This window comes from Dolichospermum sp. UHCC 0260 (assembly GCF_009711985.1).
Classification (GTDB): Bacteria; Cyanobacteriota; Cyanobacteriia; order Cyanobacteriales; family Nostocaceae; genus Dolichospermum; species Dolichospermum lemmermannii.
Map to the genome: position 1 here is coordinate 1 of NZ_VIKZ01000023.1, position 14,616 is coordinate 14,616.

Here is a 14,616-nt window from a genome sequence, read left to right on the forward strand (position 1 = left end):
ATTCGCCTGAAAACTGCTCACTATGCTGGGTTTAGTCCACAATGGGTTAGGAATTGTTGACTCAAGGAAGAGTAGATAGTGAATTTTCAGTCGGTAATAGCGGTATTGCATCAGTTTTGGGGACAGCGTGGCTGCTTGATTGCCCAGCCCTATGATATGGAGAAGGGCGCGGGTACTAAGAATCCTCATACTTTTTTGAGGGCTTTGGGTCCTGAACCTTGGGCTGTGGCTTATGTTGAACCTTGTCGTCGTCCTACTGATGGACGTTATGGCGAAAATCCGAATCGGTTTCAGCATTATTATCAATATCAGGTTTTGATTAAGCCTTCACCGGATGATATTCAGGAAATTTATCTGGATTCTTTACGGGCATTAGGGATTCGTCCTGAAGACCACGATATTCGGTTTGTGGAGGATAATTGGGAAGATGCGACGGTGGGGGCTTGGGGTACTGGCTGGGAAGTATGGTTAGATGGGATGGAAATTACTCAATTTACCTATTTCCAGCAATGTGGCGGTATTGATTGCCGTCCTGTATCTATTGAGATTACTTATGGGTTGGAGCGATTGGTGATGTATCTCCAGCAGGTTGAGGCTATTACTAAGATTCAGTGGACGGATAACATTACTTATGGTGATGTTCATCTTCAGGGTGAGATTGAACAGTGTACTTATAATTTTGAAGCGTCGAATCCTGAGATGTTGCTGACTTTGTTTGGTTTATATGAGCAGGAGGCTAGTCAGTTAACGGAAAGAGGATTGGTTTTACCTAGTTTGGACTATGTGATTAAGTGTTCTCATGCTTTTAATTTGCTTGATGCTAGAGGGGTAATTTCGGTGACGGAACGCACTCGTTATATTACTAGGATTCGGCATTTGGCTAAGAAAGTAGCTCATTTATATGTTGAGCAAAGAGAAAAATTGGGTTTTCCATTGCTGACAGCTACTGTTGGTACGAAATAGAAATCTGATTTAGCGTTACCAGGCTTCAAAGCTGGTAACGTATATACATAGCTTGCCGATAGCGTAGCGTGGCGTAATCCATAAAAGTCTTTTCGTAAAGGTTAGGAGTCATCGAATCAGGAGCTAATGAACCACGAAGGAGCGAAGAACACGAAGGAAGAAGGAAGAGAAGAGGTGAGCAATTAGCCCTCGAATTTACGCAGTTATTTTTAGTTAAAATGCAAGGGTTTTAAACATATATTGTTAATAATCTTGCATTTTTTTGCTTGTAAAATCCTGTAAACCTTTATTTATCAATGCTTTTACTTTCTTTCAGCAAGTCCTATATAGCAATGGATAAAGCGGTTAGGACATAAACAAATGCTACAACCTAGAAAATAAAAGACTTTCAGCACTGTCACCTGCTATAGCATGGTAATGTTTATAATAATGGACGCTTTAGTTAGAATTGATTGACTTTGTAAAAAATTAGGAGAACTACGTGATTACTAGAGGTTATTTTATAGGTGAAATAATAGATGAACTAGCAAATATTGCTCACCAAGTTGATAACAGATGCAAGTTAAACTTAACAGACCTAAATAAATATCTTGAGGATTTCTTTAAAGAAATATTGAATAGATTACTTGATTTACACTTAGAAAATCTCAATAATGAAAGAAGCAATGCACCTGGTTTAGATTTAGGTGATCCTTTAAAAAGGAGGGCATTTCAAATTACATCGGAAAAAACATCGACTAAGATTAATAATACTCTGGAGACTATTTTAGATGAAGACAGAATGGCATACAGTGAAATTACTATATTAATAATTGGCTACAAGCAAACAAAATACACACCAAACGAAGAACTCTGGAATAAATTCAATTTTAAGAAAGAAAATATTTGGGATATAAATAAGATTTGCCAAGAAGCAATTATCCTCGATCTTGATACTTTACAATCTATTCATCAGTATATAAAGAAAGAAATTGTCAAGGTAAAAATAGAGTTAGAGATACCAAATAAAGAAGGTGAATTTTCTACAAGTATCAAAAACTATATTGAGCCAATCGCAAAACCGAAATTTCATGAAAATGCACTTAAAGTTTATCATGAATATCACATAACTAAATTGAAAAATGAAGGATTAGAAGCAGATGATTATTACTCAATTTATGACATAACACAGGCATTTTACTTTTTATCAAAAGAACTTGCAAAGCTACCTCGTATAACACGAGAATTTTACGCTTTTCTTCTTGAAAGGAGGGATGAAAATTCTTTAGACACATCAAGTAGTAAATTCTTTTATCGCTTTAATGGAGATAGACTGAAAAGAATCTGTAGATACAGTGATATTGATGGAGAAATTAGATTGCTTGCAAAGCATAAATTTATATATTGGAATGAACCTACTCCTATTCGTGAAGAACATTATACAGGATGGACTGAATCTTCATATCAAATTCGTATTCCGGGTAATGCTGAAAATTATACTTGTGACAATTTTATTGTAGATTTTGTAGATTTTATAGAAAATAAAAATATCGGTTATCAAAAACCTATAGTTAATCTTAACTTTAGTGATTTTTAATTTTTAATTGGGTAGTTTTAACAAAAAATCATTATAAATAAAATATTGAAACCTTTAACAAAGCTGGATTTCAAAATTAGGGAATTATTTTTTCCTCCCTAAATTGACAAAAAAGGGTTACGGCAACGGACAAGGTAGTTAGGACAAAATATAGGGTGTAATTCCCGCATAGAAGGTAATCCATATCCTAATCGTTATGATGACTGCTATACCTGAAATTATGTGTTGTTTGCTTTTGCAGCAATCATATTAAGGAATTAGAGTATGATTAAAAGCTAGTTAAATTACTTAAGCAATAAATAAGTTAAACTTGGTTAAGTTTAAGAAAGGTAAAGAAAATGGCAGATAAATTGAGTCAATTATTAGAACCGATTGCAGCTTGGTTTCGTTCCTTCGGTGTCCCTGAAGCGATTGTGCATTGGGGACATCCAGCGATGATGGGAATTGTGATTTTTGTGGTAGGGACTTTTGTGGGGGTGACGGGTTGGCGCGGAAAGTTGCTGGAGGGGAAGGATAAGGATGCAGCTATTCAAAGCCGTAATGCTCATCGTCAATTAGCTCCTTGGTTGTTTGTATTTTTGGCAGGTGGATATACTGGTGGGATTTTATCTTTAGTGATGCAGCAAAAACCACTGTTTGAAAGTCCTCATTTTTGGACGGGTTCACTGGTACTAATACTGTTGTTAATTAATGGTGTAATTTCTCTAAGTGGATTTTTTGGAAATAAAGCTGGTTTGCGTGCAGTTCATGCTTATTTAGGGTCTACAACTCTTTTGATTATGTTTGTTCATGCTGTATTAGGGTTAAATTTAGGCATTTCTTTGTGATGTTATTATTGCCAAAGTCACCAAAGATAAATTATATCTTTCCAAAGCAAGTTAAATATTGATGCTATATTTTCTGGTTTGGGCGCTTTGGCAATTATTTTGATTTATGATGCAGACGAGTGGAATAATTATCTGTCTTAGTTATATTTTGGGTTTGCTATTTACCGCAATTCCCTGGGGCGGTATATGGATTTTGCTATTGGGTGTGGTGGGAGCGGTTTTGTTTCGCCGAATATATACTAATTTGCGGCAATTTGCTCTCAAAAAAGAAAATGCCGTTACGAAACAGAAAACAGTAGTTAATAACTGGGCAGGTACTCCCCATCCTAGAATATGGTTAATAGCTGGTGTTGTGGGTTTATTGGCTACTGTTTATTTTCAATTCCGAGTCCCTCAACCGGGAATCAAAGATATTAGTCAATTTGCGGCTGGGGATAATAGTAATCTTGAACAATTGGTAATTGTACGCGGTTTGGTGGATAGTAATCCCCGGATAACTCGTAGTCAACGGGGACAATTTTGGTTAGCAGTGACTCAGTTGGATGAAGTTAAGAGTGTTACAGGATCTCTAGGGAGTAGCAAGGGGGTGACGGGTAGGTTATATGTGACTGTACCGATACTGCAATCTACTGGTTTATATCCCGGACAACAAGTTGCGGTGACTGGATTTTTGTATAAACCTACAGCGGCTTCCAATCCTGGTGGTTTTGATTTTCAGAAGTATCTGCGGCAGGAGAGGACTTTTGCGGGTTTAATTGGTAGACAGATTAATATTCTTGATGATGAACGTCCTTGGGGATGGTGGCAAGTTCGTGAGAAAATTGGGCGATCGCAAGCTCGTTTATTAGGTGTTCCTGAAGGTCCCCTTGTCAGTGCAATGGTTTTAGGTAGTAAAGCCGTTGATTTACCTTATGATATCCGGGATTTATTTGTCAGGACAGGTTTAGCTCCTGCTTTAGCTGCATCTGGGTTTCAAACTTCTCTAATTTTAGGTGTAGTTTTACAGCTAACAAGACGTACAAATAAAGCGACGCAGATTACCCTGGGTGGCTTGAGTTTAATTGTGTTTTTGTTTTTAGTAGGTTTTGAACCTGCGGTGTTAAGAGCGGAAATTATGGGTTTTGCGGCTTTGCTGGGTTTGGCTTTGGAAAGAAATGTTAAGCAGTTGGGGTCTTTGTTAATAGCGGCTACTTTATTATTGTTGTTTAATCCTTTGTGGATTTGGAATTTAGGTTTTCAATTGAGTTTTTTAGCGACTTTGGGATTGGTTGTCACTGCATCATCTATTACTCAACGTTTAGATTGGCTACCTCCTGCGATCGCTTCTTTAATTTCTGTGCCTCTAGCAGCAACGATTTGGACTTTACCTCGATTGCTGGATTTTGCTTGTGTGATTATAGTTTATAGTATACCTCTGACTATTTTGACGACACCATTTATTTCTATCATTAGTATTGGGGGAATGATTGGCGGTTTGGTAAGTTTAATTTCACCAGAGTTAGGTGGCACTTTAGCCAGTTTTTTATATTATCCCACCCATTGGTTAATTCAAATGGTGGAATTTTTCGATCATTTACCAGGAAGCCAGATACCAGTTGGTAGTATATCAATTTGGCAAATGTTGACTATCTATCTTTTAATTATTTTAGTTTGGTTAGTCCGGTGGTGGCAAAAACGTTGGTGGTTTGCAGGTTTAATTGCAGTTGTTTTGATACTTGTTCCTAGTTGGCATTCTGCTAATAATTTGGTGAGAATTACTTTGTTAGATACTAAAAATGAACCTGTTTTAGTAATTCAAGATCGGGGGAATATTACGGTCATTAATGGGGGGAATGAAGGGACTGGTAGATTTACTATTTTACCATTTTTAAGGCAGCAAGGAATAAATCAAATTAATTGGGCGATCGCTAGTAAGTTTCCTGGTTATACCAATGATGCTTGGTTGGAAATTATGCAAAGTTTACCAATTAAGAATTTATATGAATATACTCCTAAGTTAGGAGACAATATTGCAACTCAATTACTACAAAAGGAACTGCAAAAACAGCAAGGAATCTATCAAAATTTAGCAGTTGGTCAATCTATAAATAATCCGACAATTACAGCACAATTAATTAATGATGAAGTACCGATTTTAAAGTTACAAATTTTTAATCAGAATTGGTTATTGGTAGGAAATATTAAGTCTCAACAAATTGCAGAATTGATTAAGAGTGGGGATTTATCTTCTCCCCAGGTGTTATGGTGTCCATCAGAATCTTTGCAGGATTTAGTTTTAGCACTCAAACCACAAATAGCGATTGCTCCTGCTAATAATCTAGATAGTAAAGTATTATCTTCTTTGAGTAAAGGAGAAACAAAACTTTTCTCGACTGGCAAAGATGGTGCAATTCAATGGACACCCAATGGGAATTTTCAAACTTTCATTCAGACGACAGAAAATAAATCTTCTGTTTTGTAATAAATCTTGATTTTGTTTCGCGCAAAGACGCTAAGGAGCAAAGACGCAAAGGAAGAAAGAGATATAATCTATTATCAAAAGTTGAAAGTCAAACACAAAGAGACTTTCAACTTTTCTGCTTAAGCATCTTGGGGATTAAGACGACTCATTTGCCATGTGGTGTATGTACCTATGGGACTCCAAAGTAAATAGGGCAATAATAGTAATGCTGCCCAGAAGGATACTGATAAGACTGCAAGTGTGATTAACAGACAAATGAGTAATCCTGTACCACCGAGGATTGTACCAGCGATGAGACTGCGAAAACGTAACATTACAGGGCTGTAAGCTATAGTAAATATCTCTAGTAGTAGGTACAAACCCATCATTAAACGGGTTATATCAGTATTTGGGCTGTGTTCCCAAATGATGTAAGCTGACCAAGCACCACAGATAAAAATTATAGTCCAAATCAGGGGAATTACTGATTCAAAGGTTAACCATTTGGGTCTTTGTAAATGCCGAAACCATTGACTCTGGTTGGGTGTAATCCAGTTACCGATAAAGCCTACTAAGAATGCGATACTGCCAATTATCATCCAAGATTTAATCATTATTTCCTTAGTGTTGACTTCGGGGAAAGTCTGACGCAATGATATTACACTAATAAAGTATTATGAACATAGATCCAAACCTACTACAGTGATCTGCGTTGAATCTATGGGGCAGTTTTCTGGTATATATCATTATAAATAAGGAGAAAACACGATTATGACTCATTATGGCTTAATGTGTCCCGCCTCAACTGGACATTGGAACACAATACTACCCCTGGGAAAAGAACTACAACAGCGTGGACATCGTGTTACCTTAATTGGTATTCCTGATGCCCAATCCAAAGCACAAGCAGCCGGTTTAGAATTTAAAGTTATTGGTGAATCTGAATGTCCCCTGGGTTCAGCAAAAGCATCTTTTGATAAATTAGGAGAATTAAGCGGACAGAAAGCACTAGAATATACCATCTCTATTTTTAGAGATATTACTAATGTTACCTTCAGGGATGCCCCAACAGCTATCAAGGACGCAGGTATAGAAGCACTATTAATAGATCAAACTATGTCCTATGGAGGGACTATTGCAGATGTTTCTGGTCTTCCCTTTATTACTGTTTGTAGTGCTGTAGTTTTAAATCGAGAGCCAAGTGTTCCCCCCTTCATGACAAATTGGTCTTATAGTCCAGCTTTGTGGGCAAAACTGCGTAATAAATTAGGTTATAAATTATTAAATCGGGCTACTCGACCTATCACAGAATTAATAGAAAGCTATCGTCGAGATAAAAATTTACCTGCATACTTTGACCCAAATCAACGTTATTCTCAACTAGCTCAAATTAGTCAACAACCTGCTGAATTAGAATTTCCTCGACAAAATTTACCTAATTGCTTTCATTTTACCGGACCATATCATAGTGCAACTGGTAGGGAAGTTGCTGATTTTCCCTTTGATAAATTAACAGGACAACCCTTAATTTATGCTTCAATGGGAACTTTACAAAATCGGTTGTTACCAGTTTTCCAGAATATTGCCGCAGCTTGTCAAGAGTTAGATGCACAATTAGTAATTTCTTTGGGTGGTTCGGCTAATCCTGAAGTTCTCGAAGGAATAGCAGGAAATCCTTTAGTGGTTCGTTATGCACCACAATTACAATTATTAGAAAAAGCAGATTTAACTATTACTCATGCAGGAATGAATACCACATTGGAATGTTTAACGAATGGTGTACCAATGGTAGCTATTCCCATTGCTAATGACCAACCAGGAGTAGCTTCGCGGATAGTTTGGTCAGGATGTGGGGAAGCTATTCCTGTGAAGAAAGTTAATGTTAATAATTTGCGGACTGCTATTAAAAAGGTGTTGACGGAAGATTCTTATCAAAAGAATGCTGCTAGGTTGCAAGCAGCAATTCAGAAATCAGGGGGAACAAAGCGAGCAATTGATATTGTCGAACAGGCTGTATCTACTGGTAAGCCTGTTTTAGCGACAATAAAGGAATCTTGATCTAATTCCAAGTATCTGCCCTAATTCTTTGAATATCTTCAAACAAAGCTGACTTGAATTCTAATCCAAGTCAGTAAGTACCATTGATCTAGCTTCTTCTGCCTGCGTTGGGCTTAACACATCAGGAATGAGAACATAACCATTTCCTTCTATAATTTCGTATGTCAAACTTAAAACGTCTTTCATGGTAAATGCTTCCCTAACAACAGGTTATTTTACTAAAAAACTCTACCCTGAACTAACGCGCTTTTTGCAAAATAGGCTGATTTTTCTCTCTTTTCCCCTTCACAATCATTTTCACACCCCCACATGGACCCAATAAAGCCCCCTTCCGTGCCGGTTGTACTGGTTGAGTATCAGCCAATTCTAGATTCCAATTAGATAGCACATTTGCCAAGACAAGTTTCATTTCAAATAAAGCAAAAGCCATGCCAATACAGCGACGATTTCCACCACCAAAAGGTACAAACTCAGTAGGAGAAAATTGCCGTTCTAAAAAACGCTCTGGTTTAAACTGTTGAGAATCAGGATATAAATCTTCTCGATGATGAGTGAGATAAATACAAGGAATAACAATAGTTCCTGCTTCTAAATTATAACCCATCAACTCAAAGGGTGATTTTACCAATCTATTTAAAGCCAACATGGCCACCGGATATATTCGCAATGTTTCTGAACAAACAGCATTTAAATAGGGTAATTTAAAAATCTCATTCGCATCTGGATTTTCACCTAAATTATCCAATTCTTGCAATAATTTTGCTCGTACCTGTGGGACATGATTAATCCAATAAAGCGCCCATGTTAAAGAAGTTGCAGTAGTTTCATGACCAGCTATCAATAAAGTAATCAATTCATCTCGTAATTCAACATCACTCATAGGTTGACCATTTTCATCTCTAGCAGCCATCATCAAAGATAATATATCACTGCGAGATGAATCGGGTTTTTCTTGACGTTCCTTAATTTCCGCATAGATAACTTCGTCAATTTCAGCTTTTAACTGTAAGAATTTGTGCCAAGGACTCCACGCACCTAGATCCTTTTGCAAGAATGGAAAAACTAACATCATGGCTCGCAAAAAAGGTTGTTTAGGATTGAGAATCTTTAATAAGAATGTCTTCAATTGCTCATAATGTGAGCCATTCTGTAAACCAAATACAGCTTTTAAAATCACTTCAAAAGAGATTTCTTGCATAGAATAAAGGATATTAAATGTTTGTCCAATTTGCCATTTATTAGTAACTTGCTGAGTAATTTCGCTAATTAAATCACCATAAGCCAACATTCTTTCTCCATGTAAAGGAGGAGTTAATAATTTACGTTGACGTTGATGAGGTTTCCCTTCTAATGCTAATAAAGATTGTCTTCCCAATAAAGGGGCTTGAACTCCTGCTGGTTCACCGGAATCTAACTGTTTGGTATCTGTGGTGAAAATTTGTTGAATCCCTTGGGGGTTGCTAATAAATATCTGCGGAGTGAAAACTGGACCAACTCTCAAAGTAAAAATATCACCATAGTTTTTAGCACATTCTTCCATATATCCCAAAGGATCTTTTAACCATTGATATGTCTGTATCCAAGGGTGGGTTTTTGGTCCATCAGGTAGTTTTAAATTAGACATTTTGATGAATTTCCTATGATTACAAATTACATGAATATCGGGTAGTTAATGAAAAAAATCTCATTTAATGAGATCACAATTCTAATTTAGAAATTGTCCTAATTGTTAATTCTTGGACATTATTCAACACTATCTTTGCCCCAGCTTGTATTAGGTTCTGTGTATAAGCTTCACATCCTTCTACTGTTTCCTGAACATGGGGAGGTAAAACTCCTACACCTAACCAAGTCCGAGAATTATCTACAGCTTTTGCTTTTTCCACAGTGTGCATATCTGCTACCGTATCACCTACATATACAACTGTTGGTTTTTGATTACTACCATTTTCTAATATATTAATAGTAGCAAAAAGTCCAGTCGGATCTGGTTTACCAGGTGCGTCTTCCATAGCAATTAAAACAGGAGATTGTAAACCCAAACGTTTTTCTAAAATATAGTTAGCACTCAAACGAGTAGCACCACTAAAAAAACCCCAAGCAATACCAGATTTTGTTAATTCTTGAAAATAACTCGGCTGCGCTAATAAAGGTTCATGACAAATATAGCCATTCCAATTTTTGGTATCTGTACCGCGATAACGGCTTTGAAAATAAGTAACTATGTTGGCATAATCTAATTGTATTTCTTGCCGCTGCTGTCCTTGACTGATAAAATGACGGTAAATTAATTCCTGGGAGGCTTCCCAATCGTTATTCCAAATTCCTTCAGATTTGAGGTGATCAATGTCTACAGGTGTGGGACGATAGGCTTGGGTAGTGAAATACTCTACTGTATCGGAGATAGCGCGACGATATGAACCGCTCACGTCACGGATAACCCCGTCTATATCAAATATAACTATTGCTTTTGTGTTTTCGGTCATGGAAGAAATTGGCAAAGGATGATTTATAAAATTCTATAGTAATCCTATTTGATTTTTTCAGCAGCGTCATGCCTCAAAATAAAAAAGATCCCCAGATAAAAAGTGACAATGCTGATATAATAGACCTACAATTTTGATTAAATCAGTGGCAAACAACATAAAAATGGTAACTATCGTTGTCCTGATTAATATCCTTATTTCCCTCATGCTCCTTTATCTAGCTCAACAATTACGAAAAGCAAAAGATACTTTAGCATTTATAACAGATACATTTAATCAATATGAACGTGCTAGTTATGCAGCCCTACATACAGTACCAGATAATATTTATATCGGTAAAGAAAAAATTCGCAATCTCCGATTAGAGAACCAAATACTTAAACAGCAAATTCAACAAATGCGCCAAATTCTCAGTTTGATTCTCTTAGTTAGGCAAATTTCCCAAGGATCATTTTCCTTTCCATCTCTAAAATTGAAAAATCCGAGTAAACTGGGATAGAATCTCCAGAGTTATCAATTATGCTTAAACGTTCTAAGTTCGAGACAACTCAGTCTCAAATCATGCACCGTGCAGAAGAATTAATTAGTGCTGCATCAAATCGCTATCGCATTACGGTACAAGTTGCAAATCGTGCTAAACGGCGACGTTATGAAGATTTTGAAAATAACGAAGATTCCATAATGAAGCCTGTTCTCAGAGCAATTATTGAAATGTCTGATGAATTAAATCAGCCAGAAATTATTGGGGAACTATAAAAGGTAAACTAATCACCGTCATACCTGTCAAGGGTTTGGCGGTATTTTGGATAATGAAGAAAATACTAATTTATTTTGAGTCTTCATGATTAAAATATTTTACTTTACTAGAATATGGCGGATAAAAATTTAGAAGCTTTAATCGTCAAAATTGTCAAAAAGGTAATTAGAAAAGAGATCAAAAATCAAAATCAGGATAATTTGCCAATTGTCTTGGCTGATTCTAATTCTCCATTAGATAATTGGCAAAATGCAAATCCTACAGAAGAATTGATTGATGATTTAGAGATTAGTCCTTATACCAGATTACCTGATAAAGAAGATATAGAGCTTGAGCGTAAATTACGAGAACTCAAGTTTAAACAAGAATTGAGAAAAGATTGGATTTCCTTTTTAGTGAAAGATGTAATTGTTTATTCTGCAACTACGATTTTCATTTTTACACTTGCTGGCTTTTATCTATTTCGTATTCCTAGCCATTAGACATCTATGAAATATCAATGTGTATTTTTGGAAATTCTCATAGAGACGTTATTTGGAACATCTCTATTTTAAATTATTTACCGCCTATTATTGATTATTCACTGATTTTAATGGTACTACCGCAGCAGGTAAATGTTTATCCATCCAATTAACTAAATCAGTGATTACCTCAACATAATTAATATCGTAGTGTAAATCATGATAGCCTCCAGGGTACTCAATTCTTAACTTGTCTGGATAGGTAACATTTTGATAAAAAGTTGCACTTCCTGCTGGTAAAGCGATTCTATCAGCACCACCATGTAAAATTAATAGAGGTATTTGCCATTTTTCAGCGTGAGTATGAATCCAATCTACTGTAGTAAAAAACTCTGTAGATAACCTAGCAGTAGCGAGAGTATGGCGTAATTTATCTTGAGTATAGGAATTTAAAATTTTCTGATCTCGTGAACCTGCGCTAAAATCCAAGCCAATATTCAAGGAAAAACGCGGCCACACCTGGGAGAGTAACTTACCTAAAATTACACGACTCAGCGGTACTCCTACTTGACCAATGCTGGGTGCAAAAGCAATCACACCTGACAACTCAGATTTATTTTGTACATAATGAAGAGTATAATCTAATGCAATCACTCCCCCCATACTATGTCCCAATAGAAAAATTGGGCATCCTGGTTGTTGTTGTTGAATCAAATTGAGGAAACTTTGCAAGTCATTACGAAATTCTGCCCAGGTATTAATATAACCTCTTTGACCAGATGAACGTCCGTGACCACGTAAATCAAAACCATAGATAGCATATTCTTTCGGTAACAAATGCTCAACTATGGTCTTGTAAAGTCCGCTGTGTCCTCCGAGTCCATGGACAATGGCTAAGATTCCTTTGACTTCACCTCCAGGATGCCAACTTTGGTAATATAAATCAAGTCCACCCACACCTGGAAATTTGCCTTCTTGACGAGATGCAATTGTGTCGCTGTGATCAATCATAAAGTTAATTTTTACTTCCTTCGCCAGTAAGCTACTAGCTCATTAACGTATATTGTAGATAAAATTGCTTCTAACTGTAGGAAGAAATACAGATAATTTCTCTAAAAACTATTATGTATAGAATAGATCCCCGACTTCTTGAAGAAGTCGGGGATCTGGATAAAGTAGTAACTTACATGACAATATTTGATATTGAAATAGATTAATATTAAACATTTAGTAATTAGTTATTGCTCATATTAATTCTTAATGCAGCTTCACAAAATTACCAGATTAAGCCTTTTTTCCTTGAGAAATTAGTTTTATTAGGCTTACATGAAATTGGGATCACTCAATAAAAAAAACAACTAACAAAACTGACAAATTATGAAATTTTCCCTAGCTGCAAATGCTGTGCAAGCGCGTCAAACGAAAGAGAGATTTGCTAAACCAGAAGAACAATTATCCTATGAATTGGGTAAAGCTGTACAGGAATTACCACCGCTTTACACAAGATTATTAGCGGGAACAATGAGTTTTGTGATATTTGGAACAATTTCCTGGGCGCATTTTTCAGAAATTGATGAAGTAGCGACAGCAACAGGAGAATTAATTGCTTCTACTCAAGTTAGACCAGTGACAGCTTTGGGTAATGGTTCTATTTTAGCAGTGAAAGTGAAAGAAGGCGATCGCGTGACTAAAGATCAAATTCTCATTCAACGTGACCCCAATTTTCAACAAACTGATGTTAACCGTCTAGCTAAATCTAGTAAATTAATTGAAGATGATTTACAAAGATTACAAGCTGAACGTTCTGGAGGAAAAACTGCGGGAACAATTTTGCAAGATGAACTTTTAAACTCCCGGTTATTAGACTATAAAGCCAAACAAGCAGCAGCAGCAGCAGAAGCCAAACGTCAACAATCAATACTTAATCAAGCCAAAGTTCGTTTGAGTCGCTTACAAGAAAATTTGGCAAATGCTAAAGTCAGTTTTACCAATGTTCAAAAAAACTTAGAGAATGTCAAAAGTCTCCGTTCTATGTTAGATAATAATTTATCTATTGCTCAACAACGAGAAGAAAATCTTCGTACCTTGGTTGAACCAGGGGCTTTAACGAGAGTTGATTATTTAGATGCTAAAGAAAGATTAAATCGTGCTAATGCAGATATTATCAGAAATTCCGATGAAATTACTAAAAATCAAAATAATTTAACAGAAGCGAAAGATAAAATTGCTTCTTTAGAAAAAGACGCGGCTGCTCAATTTCAAGAAATTAATCAAGCAGAACAGGCTTATCAAACAGCGCGTAATCAAAATATCCGGTTAACCTCAGAACGTCAAAGTGAAATTCTCACCCAAATCAACAAACGCAAAGAAGAATTAACTACTGTTGCTGGTCAATTAGAACAAGCTAGACAACAAAAAGACGGAGAAACTATCAAAGCCCCGGTTGCCGGCACAATTTACAAAATTAAAGCTACCAAAGGTCCAGTACAATCTGGAGAAGAACTACTATCAATTTTACCAGAAGGAGAAGAAATGCTCCTAGAAGTAAAAGTTCTTAACCGTGATATTGGTTTTATTAACCAGGGAATGAAAGCAAAAGTCAAAATCGCCACTTTTCCCTTTCAAGAATTTGGTGTAGTTGAAGGTGAAGTATTACAAATCAGTCCCAATGCCGTAATTGATAAAGACTTAGGTTTGGTTTTTCCGACAAGGATTAAGTTAAGTAAACATTCTTTAAATGTGCGCGGACAACAGGTAGAATTTAATCCAGGTATGGCTGCTAACGCCGAAATTGTCACCCGGCAAAAATCAGTTTTGACATTCATTATTGAACCAATTACTCGACGGTTTAGCGAGGCATTTTCTGTGAGATAATGGACACAAATCATCTAAGGATGATTAAAGACAGGAGTTTTTGTTTAAATGCAGTTTTCCTGTCTTCCTTCTTTTGCATCTGAGCGCGAAATAGAAATAAGATATGGATAAACAGCAATTTAAAAAACTACTTATTGGTGATTTAAGTAGGTGAACTGAAAAATTTAAAGGTAT

General features: G+C 36.3%; 14 protein-coding genes. 9 read left to right on the forward strand and 5 right to left on the reverse strand.

Going from position 1 to position 14,616, the window contains the following annotated elements; genetic code table 11:
- Positions 1 to 78 precede the first annotated feature (78 nt).
- The 4 genes from glyQ (at position 79) to FJR08_RS10835 (ending at position 5,827) form a co-directional block, all read left to right on the forward strand.
- Positions 79 to 963 carry a glycine--tRNA ligase subunit alpha gene (glyQ, locus tag FJR08_RS10820; RefSeq protein ID WP_148761621.1) on the forward strand — a complete coding sequence of 295 codons (885 nt, stop codon included), beginning with the start codon at positions 79 to 81 and terminating at the stop codon, positions 961 to 963.
- Positions 964 to 1,444: 481 nt separating this feature from the next.
- Positions 1,445 to 2,539, forward strand: coding sequence for an SMEK domain-containing protein (locus tag FJR08_RS10825; protein ID WP_168633160.1), 1,095 nt, complete (start codon positions 1,445 to 1,447; stop codon positions 2,537 to 2,539).
- A 338-nt stretch (positions 2,540 to 2,877) separates the two neighbouring features.
- Positions 2,878 to 3,366: a DUF4079 domain-containing protein gene (locus FJR08_RS10830; RefSeq protein ID WP_148761625.1), complete on the forward strand. Its 489-nt coding sequence runs from the start codon at positions 2,878 to 2,880 to the stop codon at positions 3,364 to 3,366.
- Between the two features lie 106 nt (positions 3,367 to 3,472).
- Positions 3,473 to 5,827 carry a ComEC/Rec2 family competence protein gene (locus FJR08_RS10835; protein ID WP_168633161.1) on the forward strand — a complete coding sequence of 785 codons (2,355 nt, stop codon included), beginning with the start codon at positions 3,473 to 3,475 and terminating at the stop codon, positions 5,825 to 5,827.
- A gap of 119 nt (positions 5,828 to 5,946) precedes the next feature.
- On the opposite strand, the gene FJR08_RS10840 is transcribed toward FJR08_RS10835, so the two are convergent.
- A complete protein-coding gene (locus FJR08_RS10840) occupies positions 5,947 to 6,420 on the reverse strand; it encodes a TspO/MBR family protein (protein ID WP_015079478.1) in 474 nt (157 codons plus the stop codon).
- A gap of 157 nt (positions 6,421 to 6,577) precedes the next feature.
- On the opposite strand from FJR08_RS10840, the gene FJR08_RS10845 reads away from it, so the two are divergent.
- On the forward strand, positions 6,578 to 7,864 hold the full coding sequence (locus FJR08_RS10845) for a glycosyltransferase (protein ID WP_168633162.1): 1,287 nt from the start codon (positions 6,578 to 6,580) through the stop codon (positions 7,862 to 7,864).
- Positions 7,865 to 7,924: 60 nt separating this feature from the next.
- On the opposite strand, the gene FJR08_RS24015 is transcribed toward FJR08_RS10845, so the two are convergent.
- From FJR08_RS24015 to FJR08_RS10855, 3 genes are all read right to left on the reverse strand, one after another.
- Positions 7,925 to 8,050: a hypothetical protein gene (locus FJR08_RS24015; RefSeq protein ID WP_256369719.1), complete on the reverse strand. Its 126-nt coding sequence runs from the start codon at positions 8,048 to 8,050 to the stop codon at positions 7,925 to 7,927.
- A gap of 52 nt (positions 8,051 to 8,102) precedes the next feature.
- Positions 8,103 to 9,488, reverse strand: a complete 1,386-nt coding sequence (locus tag FJR08_RS10850) for a cytochrome P450 (RefSeq protein WP_015079480.1) — start codon at positions 9,486 to 9,488, stop codon at positions 8,103 to 8,105.
- A gap of 73 nt (positions 9,489 to 9,561) precedes the next feature.
- On the reverse strand, positions 9,562 to 10,350 hold the full coding sequence (locus FJR08_RS10855) for a TIGR01548 family HAD-type hydrolase (RefSeq protein ID WP_168633163.1): 789 nt from the start codon (positions 10,348 to 10,350) through the stop codon (positions 9,562 to 9,564).
- Between the two features lie 163 nt (positions 10,351 to 10,513).
- On the opposite strand from FJR08_RS10855, the gene FJR08_RS10860 reads away from it, so the two are divergent.
- From FJR08_RS10860 to FJR08_RS22980, 3 genes are all read left to right on the forward strand, one after another.
- A complete protein-coding gene (locus tag FJR08_RS10860) occupies positions 10,514 to 10,849 on the forward strand; it encodes a hypothetical protein (protein ID WP_015079482.1) in 336 nt (111 codons plus the stop codon).
- Between the two features lie 20 nt (positions 10,850 to 10,869).
- Entirely contained in the window at positions 10,870 to 11,106 is a 237-nt protein-coding gene (locus FJR08_RS10865) for a DNA-directed RNA polymerase subunit omega (RefSeq protein WP_015079483.1), read from the forward strand.
- A gap of 114 nt (positions 11,107 to 11,220) precedes the next feature.
- Entirely contained in the window at positions 11,221 to 11,589 is a 369-nt protein-coding gene (locus FJR08_RS22980) for a hypothetical protein (RefSeq protein ID WP_174783066.1), read from the forward strand.
- Positions 11,590 to 11,676: 87 nt separating this feature from the next.
- Here FJR08_RS22980 and FJR08_RS10875 read toward each other — a convergent pair whose 3' ends face one another.
- Positions 11,677 to 12,579, reverse strand: coding sequence for an alpha/beta hydrolase (locus FJR08_RS10875; RefSeq protein ID WP_168633164.1), 903 nt, complete (start codon positions 12,577 to 12,579; stop codon positions 11,677 to 11,679).
- Between the two features lie 366 nt (positions 12,580 to 12,945).
- Here FJR08_RS10875 and FJR08_RS10880 point away from each other — a divergent pair, with 366 nt between their 5' ends.
- The gene (locus FJR08_RS10880; protein ID WP_168633165.1) at positions 12,946 to 14,442 is read left to right on the forward strand and encodes an HlyD family efflux transporter periplasmic adaptor subunit; all 1,497 of its coding nucleotides are present in this window, start codon (positions 12,946 to 12,948) and stop codon (positions 14,440 to 14,442) included.
- Positions 14,443 to 14,616: the final 174 nt, after the last annotated feature.

Excerpts from the sequence above, each read along its gene's own strand:
- FJR08_RS10835 (WP_168633161.1), top strand. The coding sequence starts at position 3,473 with ATGATGCAGACGAGTGGAATAATTATCTGTCTTAGTTATATTTTGGGT.
- FJR08_RS10880 (WP_168633165.1), top strand. The coding sequence starts at position 12,946 with ATGAAATTTTCCCTAGCTGCAAATGCTGTGCAAGCGCGTCAAACGAAA.
- FJR08_RS10865 (WP_015079483.1), top strand. The coding sequence starts at position 10,870 with ATGCTTAAACGTTCTAAGTTCGAGACAACTCAGTCTCAAATCATGCAC.
- FJR08_RS24015 (WP_256369719.1), bottom strand. The coding sequence starts at position 8,050 with ATGAAAGACGTTTTAAGTTTGACATACGAAATTATAGAAGGAAATGGT.
- FJR08_RS10850 (WP_015079480.1), bottom strand. The coding sequence starts at position 9,488 with ATGTCTAATTTAAAACTACCTGATGGACCAAAAACCCACCCTTGGATA.
- FJR08_RS10860 (WP_015079482.1), top strand. The coding sequence starts at position 10,514 with ATGGTAACTATCGTTGTCCTGATTAATATCCTTATTTCCCTCATGCTC.
- FJR08_RS10845 (WP_168633162.1), top strand. The coding sequence starts at position 6,578 with ATGACTCATTATGGCTTAATGTGTCCCGCCTCAACTGGACATTGGAAC.
- FJR08_RS10840 (WP_015079478.1), bottom strand. The coding sequence starts at position 6,420 with ATGATTAAATCTTGGATGATAATTGGCAGTATCGCATTCTTAGTAGGC.
- FJR08_RS10830 (WP_148761625.1), top strand. The coding sequence starts at position 2,878 with ATGGCAGATAAATTGAGTCAATTATTAGAACCGATTGCAGCTTGGTTT.
- FJR08_RS10855 (WP_168633163.1), bottom strand. The coding sequence starts at position 10,350 with ATGACCGAAAACACAAAAGCAATAGTTATATTTGATATAGACGGGGTT.
- FJR08_RS10875 (WP_168633164.1), bottom strand. The coding sequence starts at position 12,579 with ATGATTGATCACAGCGACACAATTGCATCTCGTCAAGAAGGCAAATTT.
- FJR08_RS22980 (WP_174783066.1), top strand. The coding sequence starts at position 11,221 with ATGGCGGATAAAAATTTAGAAGCTTTAATCGTCAAAATTGTCAAAAAG.